Source organism: Gordonia asplenii (assembly GCF_012933505.1).
Lineage (GTDB): Bacteria > Actinomycetota > Actinomycetes > Mycobacteriales > Mycobacteriaceae > Gordonia > Gordonia asplenii.
Map to the genome: position 1 here is coordinate 49,787 of NZ_JABBNB010000019.1, position 20,894 is coordinate 70,680.

At 65.9% G+C, this 20,894-nt stretch carries 18 protein-coding genes; 6 read left to right on the top strand and 12 right to left on the bottom strand.

The features are described from left to right. Positions 1-29: 29 nt before the first annotated feature. Positions 30-1,484, bottom strand: coding sequence for an aldehyde dehydrogenase family protein (locus HH308_RS17635; RefSeq protein ID WP_170195542.1), 1,455 nt, complete (start codon positions 1,482-1,484; stop codon positions 30-32). A 142-nt stretch (positions 1,485-1,626) separates the two neighbouring features. Continuing rightward, the gene (locus HH308_RS17640; RefSeq protein WP_170195543.1) at positions 1,627-3,120 is read right to left on the bottom strand and encodes a PAS domain S-box protein; all 1,494 of its coding nucleotides are present in this window, start codon (positions 3,118-3,120) and stop codon (positions 1,627-1,629) included. A 139-nt stretch (positions 3,121-3,259) separates the two neighbouring features. On the opposite strand from HH308_RS17640, the gene HH308_RS17645 reads away from it, so the two are divergent. Genes HH308_RS17645 through HH308_RS17660 form a run of 4 tightly spaced genes read left to right on the top strand, consistent with a single transcriptional unit; the run spans position 3,260 to position 6,604 of the window. Further along, positions 3,260-4,432, top strand: coding sequence for an acyl-CoA dehydrogenase family protein (locus HH308_RS17645; protein WP_170195544.1), 1,173 nt, complete (start codon positions 3,260-3,262; stop codon positions 4,430-4,432). A 50-nt stretch (positions 4,433-4,482) separates the two neighbouring features. Then, positions 4,483-4,836, top strand: coding sequence for a hypothetical protein (locus tag HH308_RS17650; RefSeq protein WP_170195545.1), 354 nt, complete (start codon positions 4,483-4,485; stop codon positions 4,834-4,836). 3 nt (positions 4,837-4,839) lie between these two features. Beyond that, positions 4,840-5,601, top strand: a complete 762-nt coding sequence (locus HH308_RS17655) for an SDR family NAD(P)-dependent oxidoreductase (RefSeq protein WP_170195546.1) — start codon at positions 4,840-4,842, stop codon at positions 5,599-5,601. Between the two features lie 52 nt (positions 5,602-5,653). Beyond that, positions 5,654-6,604, top strand: coding sequence for a PDR/VanB family oxidoreductase (locus tag HH308_RS17660; protein WP_170195547.1), 951 nt, complete (start codon positions 5,654-5,656; stop codon positions 6,602-6,604). Between the two features lie 94 nt (positions 6,605-6,698). On the opposite strand, the gene HH308_RS17665 is transcribed toward HH308_RS17660, so the two are convergent. Genes HH308_RS17665 through HH308_RS17675 form a run of 3 tightly spaced genes read right to left on the bottom strand, consistent with a single transcriptional unit; the run spans position 6,699 to position 8,933 of the window. Further along, positions 6,699-7,322 carry a response regulator transcription factor gene (locus tag HH308_RS17665; RefSeq protein ID WP_170195548.1) on the bottom strand — a complete coding sequence of 208 codons (624 nt, stop codon included), beginning with the start codon at positions 7,320-7,322 and terminating at the stop codon, positions 6,699-6,701. Then, complete coding sequence (locus HH308_RS17670; RefSeq protein WP_170195549.1) at positions 7,319-7,624, bottom strand: hypothetical protein; 306 nt, start codon at positions 7,622-7,624, stop codon at positions 7,319-7,321. Before HH308_RS17670 ends, HH308_RS17665 begins: the two co-directional genes overlap by 4 nt. A gap of 28 nt (positions 7,625-7,652) precedes the next feature. Then, positions 7,653-8,933 carry an amidase gene (locus HH308_RS17675; protein ID WP_170195550.1) on the bottom strand — a complete coding sequence of 427 codons (1,281 nt, stop codon included), beginning with the start codon at positions 8,931-8,933 and terminating at the stop codon, positions 7,653-7,655. A gap of 168 nt (positions 8,934-9,101) precedes the next feature. On the opposite strand from HH308_RS17675, the gene HH308_RS17680 reads away from it, so the two are divergent. Continuing rightward, complete coding sequence (locus tag HH308_RS17680) at positions 9,102-10,286, top strand: flavin reductase family protein (protein WP_246284682.1); 1,185 nt, start codon at positions 9,102-9,104, stop codon at positions 10,284-10,286. 12 nt (positions 10,287-10,298) lie between these two features. Here HH308_RS17680 and HH308_RS17685 read toward each other — a convergent pair whose 3' ends face one another. Then, positions 10,299-11,828: an LCP family protein gene (locus HH308_RS17685; RefSeq protein WP_170195551.1), complete on the bottom strand. Its 1,530-nt coding sequence runs from the start codon at positions 11,826-11,828 to the stop codon at positions 10,299-10,301. 127 nt (positions 11,829-11,955) lie between these two features. Between HH308_RS17685 and HH308_RS17690 the strand changes: the two genes are divergently transcribed. Continuing rightward, the gene (locus HH308_RS17690) at positions 11,956-13,239 is read left to right on the top strand and encodes an MFS transporter (protein ID WP_170195552.1); all 1,284 of its coding nucleotides are present in this window, start codon (positions 11,956-11,958) and stop codon (positions 13,237-13,239) included. 312 nt (positions 13,240-13,551) lie between these two features. Here HH308_RS17690 and HH308_RS17695 read toward each other — a convergent pair whose 3' ends face one another. The 6 genes from HH308_RS17695 to HH308_RS17720 all read right to left on the bottom strand — a co-directional run bounded on the left by HH308_RS17695 (position 13,552) and on the right by HH308_RS17720 (position 20,884). After that, positions 13,552-14,661: a saccharopine dehydrogenase family protein gene (locus HH308_RS17695; protein ID WP_170195553.1), complete on the bottom strand. Its 1,110-nt coding sequence runs from the start codon at positions 14,659-14,661 to the stop codon at positions 13,552-13,554. Beyond that, positions 14,658-15,638, bottom strand: coding sequence for an NAD(P)H-quinone oxidoreductase (locus tag HH308_RS17700; protein WP_170195600.1), 981 nt, complete (start codon positions 15,636-15,638; stop codon positions 14,658-14,660). The genes HH308_RS17695 and HH308_RS17700 overlap by 4 nt, the downstream gene beginning before the upstream one ends. Positions 15,639-15,652: 14 nt before the next feature. Next, positions 15,653-17,245, bottom strand: coding sequence for a succinic semialdehyde dehydrogenase (locus HH308_RS17705; protein WP_170195554.1), 1,593 nt, complete (start codon positions 17,243-17,245; stop codon positions 15,653-15,655). Positions 17,246-17,275: 30 nt separating this feature from the next. After that, positions 17,276-18,187 (bottom strand): acetoacetate decarboxylase family protein, encoded by a 912-nt coding sequence (locus HH308_RS17710; RefSeq protein WP_170195555.1) that lies wholly within the window; start codon positions 18,185-18,187, stop codon positions 17,276-17,278. 151 nt (positions 18,188-18,338) lie between these two features. Beyond that, entirely contained in the window at positions 18,339-19,568 is a 1,230-nt protein-coding gene (locus tag HH308_RS17715) for a DUF1501 domain-containing protein (protein ID WP_170195556.1), read from the bottom strand. Beyond that, positions 19,565-20,884, bottom strand: a complete 1,320-nt coding sequence (locus tag HH308_RS17720) for a DUF1800 domain-containing protein (protein WP_211188584.1) — start codon at positions 20,882-20,884, stop codon at positions 19,565-19,567. The genes HH308_RS17715 and HH308_RS17720 overlap by 4 nt, the downstream gene beginning before the upstream one ends. Between the last annotated feature and the right edge of the window lie 10 nt (positions 20,885-20,894).

The following is a 20,894-nucleotide window of genomic DNA, read 5'->3' on the forward strand; positions in this document are numbered from 1 at the left end:
GGATTCACCGTCAGCGGCAGTACCTCAGATCACAGGATCACGGTCACCGTCTTGGTCTCGGTATAGGCCAGGATTCCTTCGTAGCCGAGTTCTCGGCCGATTCCGCTGGCCTTCACACCGCCCCAGGGGAGTTGCGGTGCAAGGGGGGACCAGCCGTTGACGCCGATGGCGCCGGCCTCGACGCGGGCGGAAATACTGTGTGCCCGAGACACGTCGCTGGTCCAGACAGTCGCCGACAGTCCATACTGGTTGTTGTTGGCGAGCGCGACGGCCTCGTCGTCGGTGTCGAACGGAATCACGACGCCGACGGGACCGAAGATCTCTTCGCGGGCGACGGTCATGTCGTTGGTGCCGGCGAACACCGTCGGCTCGACGAAGAATCCCGGCCGATCAGGTGCGCTGCCGCCCGCGACCACTCCCGCGCCTTCGTCGGCGCCCTTCTGCAAGTACCCGACGACGCGGTCGCGCTGACGTTCGTTGACCAGCGGACCCATCGTGGTCGCTGCGTCGAACGGGTCGCCGATCACCTGCGCGGCGGCTGCGCCACCGAGTCCGTCGAGGACTGCGTCGTAGACCGTGCGATGTGCGATGATGCGGGTGCCCGCCGCGCACACTTCGCCCTGGTTGAAGAACAGACCCATCGCGCAGCCCTGCACTGCCGCTTCGAGATTCGCGTCGTCGAAGATGATCTGAGGAGCTTTCCCGCCGAGTTCCAACGCGGTGCGCTTGAAGTTGGTTGCGGAGTTGCGCAGTATCGCGCGACCAGTCTCGGTCGAGCCGGTGAACGAGATCTTCTTAATACCCTCGTGCAGCGACATGGCCTCGCCGGTGACCTTGCCGATGCCGGTCACGACGTTCACCGTGCCCGGCGGGAAACCAGCTTCGGCTACCAGGCCGGCGAGGTGCAGGATAGCCAATGACGCGTCCTCGGCCGGCTTGATGATGACCGTATTGCCGGCGGCCAGTGCGGGGCCTAGCTTCCATCCCAGAATCATCAGCGGGGCATTCCACGGGACGATGGCGCCGACGACGCCCAGCGGCTCGCGCCGGGTGTACGCGTGCTGCTGGATGGGGCTTCCCAGGTAGCCGTCGGTGGCGATCTGTTCGCCGTTGATCTTGTCGGCCCAGCCCGCGTAATACCGCAGGGTACCGACTAGGTTCGGAACCATCAGTGCGACGCCGGCACCCACGGGGCGGCCCATGTCGAGCGATTCCAATGCGGCGAGTGTGTCGACGTCGCGCTCGACAAGGTCGGCGAGCTTGTTGATCAACACGCCCTTTCGTGACGGTGCGAGGGCGCCCCACTCGCCCCGGAAGGCATCGTTGGCGGCATCGACCGCGGCATCGACGTCAGATCCGTCGGCCGCGACGAGCTCCGTAATCGGTTGTCCGGTGGCCGGATTGAGCGTCACGAACGATTCGCGCGCGGTGCGCCATTCACCGCCGATGAAGAGTCCGGTGTGCAGCGCAGAGATGTCGATCATGGGTTGGATACTCCTCGGTGGAAGCGGATAACGTCACCGGTCGTCGGGTGACCGCGTATGCGGAATGCCGGTGTCTGCCAACGCTATCCAGCTGGAAGTCCGACCACCAGGCGAACTTGACAACGCTCGTGTAGAGAATCCTTTACCGATTGGCCGGGCCGATCACGCTGTCCACCAATGGAAATGCCAGGCGCACCGACGTGCCGCGCGGCGTGTTCGGCAGGTATTCGATAGTGCCGCCGTGCCGTTCGACGATGTGCTCGGAGATGATCAGCCCGATACCCGAGCCGTCCTGCTTCGATGAGAAGGCTCCATGGGCCAACCGGTTGCCGGGACCGCCGGCCATCCCGCGTCCCTGATCGCGGATCAGGATGAACGCGGTGCCATCCGCCTCGCCGCTCTGCACCGCAAGTTCCTTGACTTCTGTTGTGGGCCGGATGATTTCGTCAAGGGCGTTGACGCACAGATTGATGATCACCTGGCCGATGAGGACACTTTCACCCTCGATCAGCAGATCCCGTTCAGGGACGTCGGCGAATACGCGGATGCCATGGTCGGCGGCGCGCAGCCGGACGAAATACAGACTTTCGGCGACGGTTTCGTTGAGATCCATGACCGCGGCGGTGCTTTCGATGCGCCGTACGTATCGCTTCACCGACTGGACGATGCCGGCGGCGCGCTGCAGCTGCTTCTCGATCTGGTCGATGCCATACCCCAGACTGCGCCGATCCACGGTGTCGGCGGTAAGGCGCGTCTTGAGTCCGCTGAGGTAGTTGGCCGAGGCTGCGAGCGGCTGGCCCAACTCATGCGCCAGCATCATCGCCATGTCACCCATCGCGTTATAGCGACTCAAATACTGCAGGTGAGCCTCCTGGTAGGCGTTGCGCCGTTCCCATTCAACGCGTTCGGTCACGTCGCGCACGGTGAGCACCCGCGATCGGATGCCGTCGTGCGCGACGATCTCGAGTTCACCGGCAAGCCAGATCGTGGTGCCGTCGGCATTCGTGAGTTCTTGGGAGATCCGGACGGACCCCACGCCACCGTTGAGGCGGGCGACGACGTTTTCGTCGGACAGTCGTGGTTCGCACGGTCCGAGATCTTCGAGATGAATGCCGGCGAGGTCGGCGGGCGTGCTGCTGAACAATTGTGCGGCGAGCGGGGAGATGTCATCGATGCAGTTGTCGTCGTCGAGCACCACGATCCCGGCCTGTGTGTGAGTCATGATGCGCTGCAATGACTCTGACACACGGCTGAGTTCCTGCTCCAGAACTACCTCTTCGGCGATGTTGCGGAACTCGACCATGACGACCGGGCCGTCCTCGCAGTGCACGAGTGTCGCACAGGCGTCGGTGAGGAAGTCGGTTCCGTCCTTCGCCCGGTATTTCCATCTCTTGCGGCTCGAACCGTTGACGACCGCCGATTGAAGCCACGCGACCCCGACCTCGCGCCGATACTGGCGTTCCTGCGCACTCATGTGGTGGGCTTTGAGCGGTTTGAGCTCATCGACGCTGAACCCGAACATGTCGCACGCGGCCGGATTGGCCCACAAGATGTTCTTAGAACTCGCCTCGTGAATCAGAATCCCCGTGCCGGTGATGAGGATCATCTGTTCTATGTCGCGACGGGTGGGAAACATGACTCGAGAATCGTCCACGATGCGGATGCACTCAAGTAAGGAATTGCTTACCGCTGGGACGGTAAGTCCCGATAGCGGGTGTCGACGTCGATAAATAGTGTTCCCACCGGAGCGATTTCACATCGAATGGAGACTTCCCATGACCACCCCAAGCGTGACTGACCGAATGTCCGCTGAGCCCGCGGGCCCGGACCGCGAGGCCGCATTCGTCCACGCCCTCGACGTGCTCGCCGATCGTCGTGATGAGTTCAACGCGCAGGGCTACGTATCGAAAGACTTTGTTGCACTTCTGAAGAAGGCCGGAATGTATCGTGCTTCGACGCCCGCGCAGTTCGGCGGTGAGCCGATGGCACCGTCGGACTTCATGCGTCTCGTCGAGCGCGTCTCGGCGGTCGACCCGGCCACCGGCTGGGTGGCGAGCTTCGGGTCGTCGCTGGTGTACTTCGCGGCCCTGCCCGTCGAAACGCAGCGCAAGATCTACGCTGCCGGACCGGACCTCGCCTACGCAGGCGGTCTGTTCCCGATGCAGGAGGCGGAGAAGGTCGACGGCGGCTACGTGTGTTCTGGCGTGTGGCAGTTCGCCAGCGGATGCCGCGGTGCCGACATTCTCGGCATCGGGCTGGCGGGCGGACCGCAGACCGCGGGCAAGCCGCTGACCGCGCTCGTCGATCCAGCCGACGTCGAGATCGTCGAGAACTGGGATGTGGCAGGTATGAAGGCGACCGGGTCGCACGCGGTACGCGCCGACGGAGTGTTCGTACCCGACGAGATGACTTTCGTCCGCGGCGGCGAACCGCAGATCGACGAGCCGCTGACCCGTTACCCGGCGCTCGCGTACGCTGCGCAGGTGCTTGCGGTGGTCACGCTCGGCGCCGCACGCGGGGCACTGGACTATGCCATCGAGGTGGGGTCGTCGCGGACGTCGATCACCGGCGGTGCCAGCAAGGGCAACCGTTCAACTTACAAGATCGGCGTCGCCGAAGCCGAAGCGGAACTGCGTGCGGCGCAGACGTTCTTCTACGGCACCACCGACACCGTGTGGGCCAAGGCTGTCGCCGCCATCGAGATCAGCGTCGAAGAGCAGGCGCTGCTTCGTCTTGCCGCGACGCACGCCGCCCACGCGGGGCGCCGAGTCGTGTTGCGCGCTTTCGACCTTGCCGGCACTGGCGCGATCTACCAGACCCATCCGCTGCAGCGCTTCCTGCAGGATGCACTGGTGCCCGCTCAGCACGCGATGTTGCAGACCAACACCTATGAGGCTGCGGGAGCGTTGCTGCTCGGGCTCGAAGCCGGCATCCCCAGCTTCCCGTGACCGGCTGACGACAGCTACGACTTCACCATCCATTTGCAAGGAGTTATCGAATGGCACTACGTACTCTGTTCTGCGTCGGCAACAACCAGAACTTCTTCGATCTGCCCAAGTCCGACATCGGCCCCGTGTGGGACGCGACGATGGAGTTCCTGTCTAGCCTGAACTCGATGGACGGCATCGACATCGTTGGAACGTTCGACGACGATGCACACATGGTCGGTCCGTCTGACGGCTGGCCGTGGACCTTCTATGTGCTCGCCGACGTGCGCGATCAGCAGACCGTCGCCGCCGCCTGCAACCTGCTGCGCACCATCATGGTGGGCGAACACGCGTTGTGGCGCTACTTCAAGCTCGAGGCTCGGATGGGCCGCGAACTCGTCATCCGCGACGACGCAAGGGCCTGAGCAATGTCACACGCACAGCCAGGAACGGCTGGCATCGCGCTCGTCACCGGGGCCGCGGGCGGAATGGGCAGCCACATCGCCCGGCGCCTGCACGCCGATGGCCATCGCGTGGTGCTCGCCGACCTCGCCCTCGACGCAGCCGAGCAGATCGCCGCCGAGCTCTCCGCTGACGGTTCCACAGCTCGGGCCGTCCTGCTCGACGTCGCGCACCGCGACAATTTCGTTGCGGCATTGGAGGATTGCCGATCCACGTGGGGTGCGCCGACGATTGTCGTCAACAATGCCGCCCGGACCCAGGCCGCGGACCTCATGACTCTGGCTGAAGACGAGTTCACAACTGTGCTGTCTACCAATGTCAACAGCATCTTCTTCGGCTGCCAGGTCTTCGGGGCCGCCATGGCCGACCAGGGTTACGGCCGGATCGTGAACATGGCCTCGCTCGCCGGGCAGAACGGCGGCACCGCCACCGGTGCACACTATGCCACCTCCAAGGGCGCGATCCTCACCGCCACAAAAGTCTTCGCGCGCGAACTTGCCGGTAGCGGCGTCACTGTCAACGCGATCGCTCCCGGCCCGCACGACTTGCCGGTCGTCAAGGCCACCGTTGCGCCGGACCGGCTCGGTGCGGTGATCGCGAGTATCCCGGTCGGTCGGCTGGGCAGTGCGTCGTTCGTCGCCGACATGGTCGCTCTGCTGACCTCATCCGATGCCTTCTTCGTCACCGGCGCTTGCTGGGACGTCAACGGCGGACTCTACGTCCGCTGAAATCCATTCGGCCTCAAAAGCTTTCAATCCACATTCAGCACGGAGAACTACTATGGCACTCATCGACGTCGTCGTCTCGGACATCGTGCAAGAGACATCCACCGTGAAGACGTTCTACTTCGCCAGGCCCGACGGCACTCCGGTCGGCCGTTACTCGCCGGGCGCACACATCGATGTCGTCGGCCCGACGTCGCTCACCCGCCAGTATTCGCTGTGCAGTAGGCCCGACGACGGTGACACCTTCGCCGTCGCGGTGAAGCGCGAAGAGAACTCGCGTGGCGGCTCGGTGGCGCTGCACGAGTTGGCAGTGGGTGACATCCTGCAGATCAGTGAGCCGCGCAATGTGCTGGCGATCGCCGACAGCGCGACCCACCACGTGCTCGTCGCGGCCGGTATCGGCATCACCCCGATGCTGAGCATGGCGCGATACATGGACGTTCACGGTATCAGCTTTGAGCTCCACTACTTTTCGCGAACGGAAGAGGATGCCGCGTTCCTGCCGTTGCTGCGTGACCGGTGCCCGGAGAAGCTCTTCACCCACCTCGGCGTCGACCGTGAACAGCAAGAGTCGCTGCTCGTGACTGCACTGGAGAAAGCGCCGTCGGACACGCACGTATATGTCTGTGGCCCTGAGGGTTTCATGGACAAAGCAATATCGGTGGCAGAGCGCTTCGTGGCGGAAGCCGCAGTGCACTTCGAGAGCTTCCATGCCGCGGCACAGGCCGATGCAGTGCAGAACGACTCGTTCGAGGTGGAACTCGACGGAGAGATCTACGAGATCCCCGCCGACAAGAGCATCGTCGAGGTTCTCGACGAGAACGGCGTCGAAATCGACACGTCGTGCCAGGAGGGGATTTGTGGAACCTGCACGATGACGGTTCTCGCGGGGGTTCCGGAGCATCGCGACAATGTGCTGACCAAGGCGGAGAAGGAAGCAGGCGAACTGATCGCCGTCTGCGTATCACGCTGTGCGGGAAAGCACTTAGTTCTGGACTATTACTGAGTGGCTCACCTGGCGATACCCGCGTGCCGAAACGAGCTTGCACGTATCGGCACGCGGCCGCTGAGTGACCCAACCGGGTAGTCCTCCTTGCGGGCTATCCCTGCGGCACAGTCACATCGAAACGCAGTACGTCACGGACCAGCGTGCTGATGCTTTCGGCGTCGGTCTTGGCTTTGATGCGAGCGCGGTGGACGTCTACGGTCTTCACGCTCATGCCCAGCCGCCGGGCGATGTTCTGACTGGGCAGGCCCTCCACCACGAGCACCAGGATCTCCCGTTCGCGTGGCGTCAGCGCTGCAACCTTCGTCTCGATCTCGCGCTTGCTCTCGAAAGTGCTGAACCGCTGGACTGCCTGGTCGACACCGGATTGCACGGCGTCGAGCAATCGTTGTGGGTCATAAGGCTTTTCGAGGAAGTCCAATGCGCCGTTCTGCAGTGTCGACACAGACATCCGGATATCGCCGTGAGCGGACACGAAGATGATTGCCACGTGTGGCGCGTACTCGTTGAGGCGGTCCTGGAGTCGGGTGCCGCTCATCTGCGGCATCCGGACGTCGAGAATGATGCAGGCGGGATGATTGCCGTCGTAGACGGCGAGGAACTCGTCGGCGCTGTGACAGATCGTCGGGTGGATGCCGATACTGTCGAGCAGCCAGTCCACCGACTCGCAGAGCTCTGGGTCGTCGTCGACGACATAGACCGTAGCGGGGGCGGTCATGAAACCCCGGGCTGCGCCCGCGACTCGTCCCACGAAGCTTCGGCCACCCAGTAATTCATGCCGAAGTCGCTGACTCGGTGTTCCCACGGCGTTGTCCGGGCCAGTTGGGGTTCTTCACGCATGACCGAGGCGTCGGCGGCTTCCGGTCCATCGGCTTCGACCGTCCAGTGCACCCAATTGACCTCTCGGCCCTCCTCGTCGTGCACGAAGAGGTCCACGTGGTGCCAGCCGTAATCGAAGGTGTCTTCATAGCACATGAGGAACATTCGGTGGTGATTCACAGGGCGGGTGGGAATTGCCATGGTGCCTTCCTGCCTTTCGATTCCGAGCCTAGGCCGATTGAACGGGGAGTGCCCGCAGGACCGATTCGATACGTGATCCCAGATCAAGCAACGTCATCTCGGCGCCCGGAGGCCCGACTAGTTGGATACCGATCGGCAGTCCGCCGGTGCCGCGTGCACCAGGCACGACGACCACCGGGAAGCCGAGCAACTGCCACGGCCTGCTCAAGATCGGCGATCCGGTCGCGTCGAGCCCGAGCGGTGCCGGGCCTGGCGCGGCGGGCCCGACGATGATGGCGTCGTCACCAAGTTTGTCCTCGAGGAGCGCGGAAGAGAGCTCACGGCGGTACAGCGCCGCCGCGGAATCCTCGCTAGACACCGACCGTCCGGTTTCGACGAGGGTCCGCAGCGGGGCGCTGAGTTCGGCGGCATAGGTGTCGTAGATCGCGCCGAGAGTGTGAGCGGCTTCGTGCGCCATCACGGTGGCATGGTCGCCTGCAAGCGTGCGGATGTGATCGTCCCAGCTGAGGTCGTCGGTGACGACCCCGGCGTCGGCGAGCACCGAAGGCATTGCGGCCAGCAACGCAGCCATGCTGGGCTCGATATCGTGCAGTCCGCTTCCGTTCCAGAGCAGTGCGCGCGCAGCACGTTTCGGCGTCGACGAGGTATCGGCGAAGGCGGCATACACATACCGCAGGTCGTCGACGGTCCGCGTCAGAATGCCCAGCGAGTCCAGGCTCTCACTGAGGCCGGTGATGCCTGCAACATCGGCTGCTCCGTGTGCGAAAACGAATCCCGCTGCGCCACAATATGATGCGGGTCGAGTCAGCGATCCCGCGGTTTGCGTGCCCAATGCGATGGCCACCGTGCCCGCGCCCACCGCGGCAGCGGATCCGCTCGACGACCCGCCGGGCGTGTGCGTCAGATCGTGCGGGTTGCGAGTGGGTCCCGGCGCAAAATAGCCGAACTCGGTGGTGACCGTTTTGCCCTGGACGATGGCCCCGAGTTCGCGTAGCCGGCTGACACAGGGAGCGTCGGCCTGCGCAGGCGACGGTGCGGTGACGGTAGATCCGGCTCGCGTCGGGAGTCCGGCGACGTCGATTAGATCTTTGACGCCCACCGAGATACCGTGCAGCGGACGAGGGCCGGTCGACGTGGGTCGTGCGTCGTCGAGATATGTCTCCGACAGCGACACCCATGCCGCGAGATCGCTTTCCCTGCGGTTGATTTCGGAGCGCACACTCGTTGCGAGCGCCTCCGCGGAGACGGTTCCGCCGTTGACGGCTGCTGCCTGCTCACCGATGGATCGAGTCCAGTACTCCGCGCTCACACAGTCCTCCTCGTGATGTGGTCTGAACTTCGAGTCTGCCGGTAAGACACGCGCGTGAACAGTAAGGAAATCCCTTCTACCGCAGTAGGGAACCAACACCTACGGTGTGCGGGTAGATCGGCGGATCCAGGTGATCGGCGCTCGCGAACAACGGCAGGAGATTCCACGATGACACCCACAGGTTCGACGGCGATCGACTCGCGAGTCTTTCGAGAAGTCATGGGGCACTACCCAACCGGTGTCGTCGTCGTGACGGGGCGCACCCCCGACGACGAGCTGCATGCGTTGGTTGTCGGCACCTTCAGCTCGGTGTCCCTCGATCCGCCGCTCGTGTCGTTCATGCCGATGAAGACATCGAAGACGTTCACCAAGCTTCAGGAATGTTCGTCGTTGTGCATAAACATCATCGGTGGCGAACAGGAAAATGTCGTGTTGACCATTGCGCGACGGTGGGAGAACAAGTTCGACGGCATCGATTGGCATCCGTCGCCAACGGGTAATCCGGTGCTCGTCGACGCCGTCGCCTGGATCGAGACCCGAATCTGGAACACCGTCGACGCGGGTGATCACTGGATCGTGCTGTGCGAAGTGATCGATCTCGCGGTCACCAATTCGGTTACGCCGTTGATCTTCTTCCAGGGCGGCTACGGCAGCTTCGCGTGTTCATCGTTGATGGCGCGAATGGATCACGAGATCTTGCCCGCGATCACCTCGGCGCACAGTGCGCGTGCGGCTGTCGAGCAGTTGGCGAATGACATCGGCTGTGAGGCAAGCATTTTCACCACCGTGAGTGAAGAGGAGATTGCAACCGTGTTGTCGGTGACCGCACCCGGCGTGGACCGGGAGGCGGATTTCGCGCAGCGGGTGCCGATGGTGCCGCCGATCGGTGACACGTACTTCTTTGATCAATCCGAGCGTCAGCAGCAACAATGGGTCGACCGATTGCGCGGCGTCGACGACGATGTCAAGGATATCTATCGCCAGCGACTTTCGTTCCTGCGTGAGCACGGGTACGTGTACTCGCTGTTGCCCAGCGAGGAGGGGCGATCCGCCTATGACACGGTCCGCGACGCGACGGCCCGGTACTCCGGCGGACGGCTCACGCCTGCGCAGGAACGCGAAATCCGGGCTTCCCTCGTGAATACGGCTGTTGATTATCGGGTCCAAGAACTGACCGACGACGGTTTCTACGATTTGGGGTCCATCGTGGTGCCGGTCCGCGACCGAAACGGCGTGTACGCGCTCACCCTGAGATTGGCGCAATTGCCGGAGGGCGCGTCGTGCGCGGAGGTCCGAGACTGGGTGGAGAAGGCGCGGGCGGTGGTCAAGACGCTGGAGGGGTGCGACAGTTGAGCGGTGTCGACCTCAGTCGACGCAGGGCACCGCCGCGTCGGCGGATACCGCGGTGCCCTGATCCACATTCTGGACAGCCGGCGTCGGCGAGGCCGTGCTCTGACCTGTTGTCGCCGGTGTCTGCGCCGACGAGTCGCTCGTCGACGTGGTTGCGGTCGACTTACCCTTCGATGCCGACGTCAACGGCACTCCGAACGCGCGCTGAACTTGTGTGCGAATGGCGTCGGAGTCGACGATGTTGACCGATTGGCCTTCGACAGTCGCATAGCGCTCGACGGGCAGAGTGCTGAAGTGAATCTGCTGACCGGCCGGCGCGGTCATCTCCTGCGCCCACTGAACGAGATTCCAGCCGTCGGACACGACGACGTCGCGGTGCAGGACGTCGGTGAGCGCCTGCAGTTTCGCCGGATCGGTCAGCGTGCCCGCATTCTGCAACTGGTGCAGGGCGGAGATGAGGAAGGCCTGCTGGCGACGGGTGCGGTCGAGATCCCCGTTGTCGAGGCCGTGACGCTGCCGGACGAAGGCGAGGGCTTGCGACGCCGAAAGTTGCTGTCGGCCGGCGGGAAACGACGCGCCCGAGTAGGAATCGTGCACGCGATGGTTGAGGCATACGGTGACCCCGCCCAATGCGTTGGCGACGTCGTAGAAGCCGACGAGGCTGACTTCGGCGAACCGGTCTATCGGAACTCCGGTCAGGTCGCGCACCACACGGATCGCGGCGGCGCGGCCGGCCTCGCGTCCTTGCGTTTCCAGTGTCTGCTGGTCGGTCTGTCCGTTGTCGATCATCCGCTGTTCGACCTTGGCTTTGGTGCGACCGTACGCTTCTTTGATCTTGGCGTCGGAGACGTCGAGATCGTGCATCCCGACGTAGTCGTCGCGCGGTATCGAGAAGGCGACCACGTTCTTACGGTCGGCGGGGATGTGGATGAGGATCAGGGTGTTGGTGTTGTAGCCGCCGTCGGAGCTGTCGCCGGCGTGCAATTGCTGCAGAATGGTGGCTGGTAAATCGTTGCCCGACTGGTCTTTTCGGGAGTCCAGCCCCATCAGCAGGATGTTCTCGGCGGACCCGGTCGAGCGCGGCGCGTGGGCGAGCGCGTTCGACGAGGTGACCGTTTGGCTGAGCTTGGTGGTGGCGTTCCACGCGAACGCGGTGACCACGAGCAGCGCCGCCGCCGCCGCCGCCGACGCGGTACGAGCGACCGCGATCAGCCGACGACGACCGGGACTGTGCCGCGCGGTGCCGATCGTCTCGGCCCGAGGTCGTGAGCGCGACGCCCCCGCACGTCGTCGCGGTGCGTTGTCGCCCGCGGAAAGATCTGGCAGCGCTGCGCGTGTGCGTGGGATGCGCGTCGTCGGAGCGTCGGCGACCGAATGATGCGGCGGATGGAAGCGGATCGTCGGCTCGTCGACATGCGGCGTCACGTTCGCCGGGCGGTCGGTGGAGAAGTCCCAGGCACGGCCGGCGGCACGCTCGCGGCGATACAAGTCACCGGAGGTGGGGCGTGCGGCACGTCGAACGCGCCGTGGGGGTGTGGGTTCCATGGCAGCACCACGGTAGGTGGACAAAGCTTAGGCGCGACTGTGAAGCAATTCTGTCGGCACATTCGACGGATGGCCCGGCTAAGGTCGTCACGGGTCGACAACTCTCAACCGGGCGAGGTGAGGCGAGATGGACCGTGACGGCGTTGCGGTGGTACCGGAAGCGGCAGCCGACATTGCGGTAGGCAAGCGCCCGTCGGGTTTGCACGCTTTGCGCAATCCGGGCTTCCGCTGGTACTTCTTGGGTCAAATCGCCTCCGCCAGTGGAACTTTCGTACAGCAGACGGCGATCGCCTGGCTCGTCCTGCAGCTCACCGGATCGGCGGCGGCACTCGGCGTCGTGCTCGCGGTAGGCGGTCTGCCCTCGCTGATTCTGGGGCCCTGGGGAGGGGTGGTGGCTGATCGGTTCGACTTGCGTCGACTACTGCTCGTCACCCAGACGATTCAGGGCGGTCTGGCCGGAGTGCTCACGGTGATGGGAGCGACGGGTTACGTCAGTGTCGTCGCGGTGGTCGCGCTGAACGTCGTCGGCGGTGTCGTGCAGATCGTGGATTCGCCTGCGCGGCAGGCATTCGTCCCGCAACTGGTCCCGCCCGACGATCTCGCCAGCGCGGCCAGTGTCAACGGAGTCGTGATGAACAGCGCCCGGGTTGTGGGACCCGCGGTTGCCGGAGTGCTCATCGCGACGGTCGGGACCACCGCCTGCTTCGCGGTCAACACCGTGTCGTATCTGGCGGTGATCGCCGCGCTCGCGATGATCCGACCGCTGAGCACGGCGACTCGTGCCGGTTCGTCGGATGGCCTGGGTGAGGGGCTGCGTTACGTTCGGGCGCATCAACAGCTGTGGCTGCCGCTGGCGATGATGGCACTCGTCGGGCTGGTGTCGTTCAACTTTCCGGTGATTCTGCCGGTCTTCGCCCAGTCGACCTTCCATGGCACGGGTACCACCTACAGCCTGCTGTCGGTGATGCTCAGCGTCGGGTCGGTGGTCGGATCGCTTGCCGTGGGCCAGATTCCGCATCCGCGACGCATTTACCTCGTCGGCGCCTCGCTCGCGTTCGGTGTGGCGCTCGCCGCGACGGCGGCCGCACCGAACCTGGTGTTCGCGTGCATTCTGCTCGCCGTCAGCGGGGCCACCGGATTCTGCTTCGTGACACTGGCCTCGGTGGCGCTACAGCTGCACGCCGAACCGCAGTATCGCGGTCGAGTGATGGCCTTGTGGGTGTTCGTCTTCATCGGCACCACCCCCATCGGCAGCATCGTGATGGGGTGGGTGACCGGTAGCGGCGGGCCTCGAGTCGCACTGCTCATCGCCGCCGGTGCCGCCGTCGTCGCGGCCGGTGCGGCGGCATTCGTCCGGACACCTCCGCACCCCGACGAATATCTGCGGCAACCACCCGTCGCAGACCGGTGACGGGCGCGCAAGGATGCGAATAGGACCGCCAGGCAGGATTCGATTCCGTCGTCTCCGCAGCGGCGGTGATCCGCTTGCTGGGGGCGGGCGTCGTAAAGGTCGGGCCCTGACCGCTAGATCCGGATCGTCGGCAACGGGAATCGCGGTGGTCGACTCCCGACGTCGTCTCGCCACACCTCGATACACCGAAGCTCGTTCCTCGCTTCGGCACTCGGCGAGCGAGGGGGCGTCGTGCCGACCTGGCGGATGGGCACTCGGCGAGCGGGTGGGCGCGCTGTAGCGGTCGGCACTCGGCGCGGCGACCGCTCCGACCTACACTCGCCCCAAGTCCGCTTCCGCGCATACCTCTTCGAATGCCCGGGCACCCAGGCCGTCGATCGCACCCACTACGCCCGGCTGCACTCCTTGACCGCGCGAAAGGCGTTGCGCGGCAACCGCCATCAGCTCTGCGGTCACCGTGTAGGGCGACGGCCCCTCGACCTCGACCTGCGCGAGTATCGCGCCCGACGCCGACCGGGCCACCGCTACGGCCACACCGCGCACCTTCGCTCGCTCGGCCTCGTCGGGGCCGCCCGCGGGGCCCGACATGCGCGACAGCCCGGCGTCGAGCGCCTTGCGCCCGACGGCGACCTTGGCCAGACCGTTGAACAGCACCGACGTCGCCTGCATCGGGCGGGCGAGGCTCGGGAACCATCCGTTGAACACCCGCACATCACGCAGGTGCGGGTACCGAATCGGGAGCTGCAGCACCTCGGTACCCGACGCCAGGATGGCGCTGCGCGCCGCCCCGCGCACCGGCATCCGCACGACGTTCTGTGCCGCACGGCGCTCCGCCAGCCTGCCGTCGGCGAAGATCGTGACCGGCAGGGTGAGACCGTCGGCGACCGTTTTGCGTGTGCCCTGGCTCAGTCCACGCCACAGCGGTCCGGTGGCGAAGTACCCGACGTCTATCGAGCGTGCCTGCGGCCCAGCGTCTTTCGCGGCCAACTCGCCGGCGAGCACGCCGGGGATGTAGTCGTAGCCGAAGGCCGGCAGCATTACCGAGCCGTTGTCGCGGGCGAGTCGGTCGTAGCGTCGCTGCAATTCCCGGACGAATCCCACCTCACCGGTGGAATCGACGTAGTGCGCACCGGCCGCGGCGGCAGCCTGTGCGGCGGCCCAGCCGACGCGTTCGAACGGTCCGACGCCGGTGACGAGGACATCGCCTTCGCTGACGAGGGCCGCGACGCCGGCGGGGTCGGCGACGTCGGCCACCTGATAGTCGAGCCCGCCGAGGCTCTGCGCGAGTTCAGCGAGCTTCGACGCCGAGCGGCCGGCCAGGACAGGGCGTTCGCCGCGTCGAACCAGGGACTCGACCGCCAGCCCACCGGCATAACCGGTGGCGCCGAAGACAACGATGCGCGAAGCGTTGACGTCGGTCATGCGTCCGCTCCGGGGATGAGCAGCAACACCTTGCCGACGCTGTCCGCGGATTCGAGCAGGGCTTGCCCGGCCTGGGCCTCGGCGAGCGGCAGGGTCGTGGAGATGATCGGTCGGATGAGTCCGTCGGCGACCAGCGGCCATTCATCGGCGGCGACGGCCGCGACGATCTCCGCCTTCGAGCCCGGACCGGTGAGCGGGCGATTGCGCACGTTGAGCCCGATGATGCGGGCACGCTTTGCGATCAGCGCCCCGACGTTGACCTCGCCGGTGAAGCCGCCCTGCATGCCGATGCACACCAGACGTCCGCCGACGGCGAGGGCGTCGACGTTGCGCGACAGATAGCTGCCGCCCATGATGTCCAGGATCACGTCGGCCTGCCCGGCCATCTCGACGGCGAAATCCTGCTCGCGATAGTTGATGACGACGTCGGCGCCGAGATCGAGGCAGCGCTGTCCCTTGGCCGCGGAGCCGACAGTCACAACGACTTTCGCGCCGAGCGCCTTGCCGACCTGAATGGCGTGGGTGCCGATTCCGCTGCCGCCGCCGTGAATCAGGAGCGTTTCGCCTGCGGTCAGTCCGGCGTCCATGACGATCGTCGACCACACGGTGCTGGCCACCTCGGGAAGCGCGGCGGCGTCGATCAGCGAGACCCCGGCCGGGATCGGGAGCACTTGATCGACGGGCACCACCGCATACTGTGCATAGCCGCCACCGGCGATGAGTGCGCACACCTGGTCGCCGACTGCGGGACCGTCGACGCCGTCGCCGAGCGCCGCTATCGTGCCGGAGATCTCCATCCCCATGATGTCGGTGATGCCCGGCGGCGGCGGGTAGAGGCCCTGGCGTTGCATGAGGTCGGCCCGATTGATTCCGGCGGCCGCCACGCGCACGAGGACTTCGCCCGCGGCGGGCGTCGGCGTGGGCTCGGTATCGGAGACGATCAGGTTGCGATCATCGTCGACGACGATCGCCGACATCGTAGTGGGGACGGTCATTTCGATCCCTTTCCGGCGAACTTCCATGCGCGCAATGCCGCGGTGAGCGTCGGCGCCCACAGCCGCCACGGCACCGCGGCGGGCGGTGTGAAGCTTAGACCGCGTTGGTGAGCGATGGTCTGGGCTTCGGTGTATTTGAGAATCCCGTCGCGGCCGTGCCGACGACCGAGGCCGGAGTCGCCCATGCCGCCCATCGGCGCGTCGATGCTGCCCCACGCGGCGGCGAAGGCCTCGTTGACGTTGACGGTTCCGGTGTGCAGGCGAGCCGCGACGGCCCGGCCGAGCGCACCGTTGCGGGTCCATACGCTGGAGTTCAGTCCGTATACCGACGCATTGGCCTGTGCGACGGCGTCGTCGATGTCGGTGAAGGTGTACACGGCGACGACCGGTCCGAAGGTCTCGTGCTCGAACAGGGTCATGTCAGGGGTGACGTCGGTCAGGATCGTGGGCTCGTAGAACAGCGGGCCGAGGTCGGGACGGGCGGTGCCGCCGGCGAGAACCGTCGCACCCTTGGCGACGGCATCGTCGACGTGAGTGCGGACGGTCGTCAACTGCGACGTGCTGGTGAGACTGCCGATGTCGACGGTGTAGTCGAAGTCGGCGCCGATCTTCAGTGCCTTCGTCTTCGCGACGAACTTCGCGATGAACCGATCACGCACCGATTCGGCGACGTAGATCCGCTCGATCGAGACGCAGAGCTGCCCCGACGACGGGAATGCGGCGGCAACCGCGCCGGCTGCGGCCTTGTCGAGGTCGGCGTCGTCGAGCACCAGCATCGGATTCTTGCCGCCGAGCTCCAGGGACGCCCCGATCAGCCGTTCGCCTGCATCGCGGGCGATCTGACGTCCGGTGGCGGTAGAACCGGTGAACATCATGTAATCGGCACCGGCCATCAATGCGTCGCCGATGGAGCTGCCACGCCCGATGACCATCTGCCACACGTCGGCCGGGAGCCCCGCCTCGATCATGAGATCGAGCGCCCACAGCGCCGTCAGCGCGGTCTGCGTATCCGGCTTCTGCACAACCGCGTTGCCGGCCATCAACGCGGCGATCGCGTCGCCCGCGGCCATCGACAGCGGGTAATTCCACGGTGACACGATGGCGATGACGCCCTTCGGGTGGTGCAGTTCGGTGGTGTGCGTGAGCAACGGAATCGCACCCCGACGACGTTGCGGCGCAAGCACTTTCGACGACGTTCGGGCGTAGTAGCGGGCAGTGATCGCGGTGTCGGTGATTTCCAGGAATGCGTCGCGGCGGGTCTTGCCGTTCTCTGCCTGCATCAGGTCGAGTCCCTGATCCTGGCGGGCGAGCACGAGATCGTGGAAGCGCAGCAGCACGGCGGCCCGCTCGTGGATCGGCGTCGACGCCCACTCCTGTTGTGCGCGCCGGGCTTTGACGTACGCGGCTGCGACGTCGGCGGGCGTCGACACGCCGAAGTCGCCGAGTGGGGCGCCGGTGTACGGCGCGGTGGTGGCGACCCGTGCGGCGTCGGCGGCCGCGGTGACGCGAGAGGTCAGGCGACGCAGCAGTGCTGGAGTGAGTGCGCCGGGCAGTGCGGTCCCCGGCGTGGCGACGGTCTGGACAGACATGATGAATTCCCTTGGGAGAGTGGGGGAGTGTCAGCGAGTGGCGACGGAGACGGGGACCGGCATGTGCAGCGCGGCCTGGGCCCGGGTGTTGACGTCGAGCTGGACGGTGCGGATGGGACGCAGCGCACGCAAGTCGTCGGCCATCCGGCCTTCGCCGATGGTGAGTTCGACGCCGCGGGGGAACAGCGAGGTGCCGGTGGCCAGCGTGTTGGTCTGGTTGAGCGTCGACTGCCACACGCCGTCGACCCGCGTGTACGAGTTCAGCGTGCTCACCTTGGCGCCGCTGGCGTACTGCTTCTGCTTGGGGGTTGGCGCGGACAGGGCGACGTCGACGCCGCCCGCGTCGTTGGCGACCCGCGCGGTGCTGCGGTTCTCGTCGATGTCGACGTCGAGGCCGGTGACCCACTTGGGGAAGCCGTAGCCGTCGTGCCCGCGAACCTGCGCGATGTCGGTGTTGACCGGCAGGGACAGCACGTAGGAGTGCAGGTTCTCATTCGCCAGCGCCGACCCGAGGTCGGCGATCGCCAGCGAGCCGTGCCGGGCCGGGCGGACCGCGACGCCGACGGCGGCTTCGGTGTAGAAGTCGATGTCGCACACGTCGTAGCGGAAGAACATCACCGAGACCAGGCCGAGTCCGGGGGCGATCTCCAGTGGGGACAACTCGGCCGGGATCCGGCGGCGGATCGCCTTGCTGGGGGCGATCATGGTCACCCGCGCCGAGGACATCGCGTAGTAGAAGTTCGGCGTCAGAGTCGGGCCGATCGGGGACTCGACGCGCGTCTTGCTCAGTTTGCGGAAGAAGTCGACCGAGCTCACTCGGGGATCGGCGGCGACGTCGTCGAGGTCGGTCTCCATCCGGTAGCGGTCGTAGAGCCCGCCCGCGGGAACGGTGACGGCGCGCCCGCCCAGATCGACGGTGACGGTGGTGGGATCGGTTGCCATGGTGAGCTCCTTCGTTGACTTCGTGTATGCGGTGCTTACATGAGAGTAGAGGGGTGATGTAAGCGGCGTCAACACGTTGGGTCGTGCGAAAGGAGTGTTCTGCGCCACAGGCAGGCAGGTGGCGGCGCCGGGAAGTCGACGCGGGCTCGGCTCAGCGCAGAAAGCCCAGGTCGTGCCGACCGGGCACGACGGCGTTCGGATCGGCTCCGACGACTTTGCCGAGCAGTTCGTGGTAGACGTCGCGAAAGTCGACGGTCGATTTCAAGTCGCCGTCGTCCAGATCGGTGAGGCTCGGGTCGTCGCCGTGGAAACCGCCGCGCACCGTCGGCCCGAGCACCAGCACCGGTCCCGCCGTACCGTGGTCGGTCCCCTGCGACGCGTTCGCCCGAACCCGCCTGCCGAACTCGGAATAGACCATCACCACGGTGTGCCGACCGCGGTCGTCGTCGTGCATGGCGTCGAGGAACCGGGTCAGCGCCTGGTCGACGTCGGCGAGGAGTTTGCGCTGCGTGCCCTTCTCGTCGGCGTGGGTGTCGAAGCCGCCGAGGAACACCGAGTAGACCCGCGTCGGCGCGCCGATCGTGATGCACCGGGCCACGACGTCGAGCTGGGCCGCGAGTTTGTTGTTGCCGAGATCGGTGGTGTCACCGGTTGATCCGCCGGGGCCGTCGTCGGTACCGGCGGTCGAGCCACCGTCGGAGAGATGGGCGAAGGTCGTCGTGACGGTCTTCGACGCCCGATACGACGACCGTACGGCTGCCATCGCGGCGGTGTCGTGGTTGTCCGGAACGGTCAAGGGCCCCACCTTGGTCGCGAGCGTCGACGCCGTGACACCCGACGTCGCGAGTACCGCGGCACTCGCGCGATTGCCGATGGCCAGCTGCGGGACCGTCGATCCGATGCATAGTGCGCGCACCGGATCGTCGCCGGTCGCGTCGAGCCACCGACCGACCCAGCCGGTCGACGACGCCGACTCCGGACTCGCGGTCTGCCAGATGTCCATCGACCGAAAGTGCGAATGGTCGGGTTTGGGGTAGCCGACGCCGCGGATGATCGCGAATTCACCGTCGCGCCACCGCTCGATGAGGCCGGTCATCCCGGGATTGAGGCCGTAGTGGTCGTCGAGATGGTAGACCTCGTCGGCGGTGAAGGCCAGTTCCGGTCGGGCGTCGTGGTAGGCGTTGTCGGCATACGGCACCACCGTCGAGAGACCGTCGTTGCCGCCGTAGAGCGTCACGATCACCAGCGTGCCCGCTCCGGCGGCCAGCGGCCGGCTGACTGCTTCGTTGCGTAGGACGTCGAAAGTTATTGCGCCGCCTGCGATTCCGGCGGTGATCAGCCCGCCGCCCAGCAGCAGCTGCCGTCGATTGAGGGTGGTCATGAGGTGAGGTACTCCGGTGTCACGAGGGCTGCGGCGACCAGCATCCGCGGGTTGCCGGCGAGGGGTTCGAGTGCTCCGAGCGATGAGTCGCTCCAGTGCCCGATGCCCAGCAGGTAGCCGACAGCGTCGACCCGTGAGCCACGTGCGGCCGACGCCACCGTGGATACGTCACCGGCGGCGGCCACCTTGGTCGCGATGGCGAATCGGGTCGTGGCCGCGGCGGTCGACAGCCAGCCCTGCCCGGACGGCCACCCGCCGACGTCGGGCGGATAGAACGGACGTTGCCCGAGGGCGCGCAGATATCCATCGCCGGTGTCGAGATTGTGGGGAGTGCCTGACCGGCCGGTCGCGGCGGGGACGATGCGCATGGCACGCAACGCGCCCACATACCACTCGATCGGTCCGCTGACCACGGTCGCCCGCGCGGTCAGAAACTCCGGATCGGTCCAGATCGCGGTCGTCAGTGCGCGCAGGTCTCGACCGGATCCGTAGGCGTCGACCAGTCGGGCGAGCGTCTTCGCCGACGCGGGCCGGTCGGACGCCAACGCCCGCCACAGCCGCCCCGCCACATACGACGCCGACGACGGGTGACCGAGAACGGCGTCGCAGAACCCGGTCAAGTCCAGATCACCGGTGCGCCCCAGCACCGTCTTCGACTGTGTGTCATGACGTTTCGCCACAAAGCGTGCGGCACCGCCGCCGGTGAGAGTCCAACCGGTCAGGGCTCGTGCACCCGCGCGGACGTCGGCCTCGGTGTATCCGCCGTCATGGCCGAGCGCGAACAATTCCATGAACTCGCGCGCCAGGTTCTCGTTGGGTGCCGCGGCGGTGTTCTGCCGTCCGTCGAGCCAGATCAACATCGCCGGGTCGACGAGCATCGCGAGGGCGAAGTCCCGGAAGTCGCCCAGACAGTGCGTACGCAACGTCGCATTCTGGGCAGCCATCGCCGACGCCGACGTCACCTTGGCGGCCGATGTCGCGAAGTGGTTGTGCCACACCAGCGTCAGCCGTTCGAAGACCGGGTCGTTCGCGAGCACCAAACGTTGTAACCACCAGCGCGACAGCGCGCGCTGCTGCGCGGCGAGAGCTTTCTGGTGCTTCTTGCGGTCGTCGAGATCGGCTCCGCGACGGACCGGTGTGGGCGGATGAAAGACCGGCATCGGCGTGCGTCGATCGTCGTCGGCCTGCGTAGCCGCGAGCGCCGAGGTCACGATCTGCGTGGGCGACGCCGCGGCGGCCGCATCGATCTGCGGTCCGGTCGCGCCGAAACCCATCCGGCGCATGATCCGGGCCGTCTGCATCCAATTCGCCGACATAGCCACCGTG

Bases quoted from the DNA above. Each gene is read 5' to 3' on its own strand.
- HH308_RS17635 (WP_170195542.1), bottom strand. From the start codon at position 1,484: ATGATCGACATCTCTGCGCTGCACACCGGACTCTTCATCGGCGGTGAA.
- HH308_RS17640 (WP_170195543.1), bottom strand. From the start codon at position 3,120: ATGTTTCCCACCCGTCGCGACATAGAACAGATGATCCTCATCACCGGC.
- HH308_RS17645 (WP_170195544.1), top strand. From the start codon at position 3,260: ATGACCACCCCAAGCGTGACTGACCGAATGTCCGCTGAGCCCGCGGGC.
- HH308_RS17650 (WP_170195545.1), top strand. From the start codon at position 4,483: ATGGCACTACGTACTCTGTTCTGCGTCGGCAACAACCAGAACTTCTTC.
- HH308_RS17655 (WP_170195546.1), top strand. From the start codon at position 4,840: ATGTCACACGCACAGCCAGGAACGGCTGGCATCGCGCTCGTCACCGGG.
- HH308_RS17660 (WP_170195547.1), top strand. From the start codon at position 5,654: ATGGCACTCATCGACGTCGTCGTCTCGGACATCGTGCAAGAGACATCC.
- HH308_RS17665 (WP_170195548.1), bottom strand. From the start codon at position 7,322: ATGACCGCCCCCGCTACGGTCTATGTCGTCGACGACGACCCAGAGCTC.
- HH308_RS17670 (WP_170195549.1), bottom strand. From the start codon at position 7,624: ATGGCAATTCCCACCCGCCCTGTGAATCACCACCGAATGTTCCTCATG.
- HH308_RS17680 (WP_246284682.1), top strand. From the start codon at position 9,102: ATGACACCCACAGGTTCGACGGCGATCGACTCGCGAGTCTTTCGAGAA.
- HH308_RS17685 (WP_170195551.1), bottom strand. From the start codon at position 11,828: ATGGAACCCACACCCCCACGGCGCGTTCGACGTGCCGCACGCCCCACC.
- HH308_RS17690 (WP_170195552.1), top strand. From the start codon at position 11,956: ATGGACCGTGACGGCGTTGCGGTGGTACCGGAAGCGGCAGCCGACATT.
- HH308_RS17695 (WP_170195553.1), bottom strand. From the start codon at position 14,661: ATGACCGACGTCAACGCTTCGCGCATCGTTGTCTTCGGCGCCACCGGT.
- HH308_RS17700 (WP_170195600.1), bottom strand. From the start codon at position 15,638: ATGTCGGCGATCGTCGTCGACGATGATCGCAACCTGATCGTCTCCGAT.
- HH308_RS17705 (WP_170195554.1), bottom strand. From the start codon at position 17,245: ATGTCTGTCCAGACCGTCGCCACGCCGGGGACCGCACTGCCCGGCGCA.
- HH308_RS17710 (WP_170195555.1), bottom strand. From the start codon at position 18,187: ATGGCAACCGATCCCACCACCGTCACCGTCGATCTGGGCGGGCGCGCC.
- HH308_RS17715 (WP_170195556.1), bottom strand. From the start codon at position 19,568: ATGACCACCCTCAATCGACGGCAGCTGCTGCTGGGCGGCGGGCTGATC.
- HH308_RS17720 (WP_211188584.1), bottom strand. From the start codon at position 20,884: ATGTCGGCGAATTGGATGCAGACGGCCCGGATCATGCGCCGGATGGGT.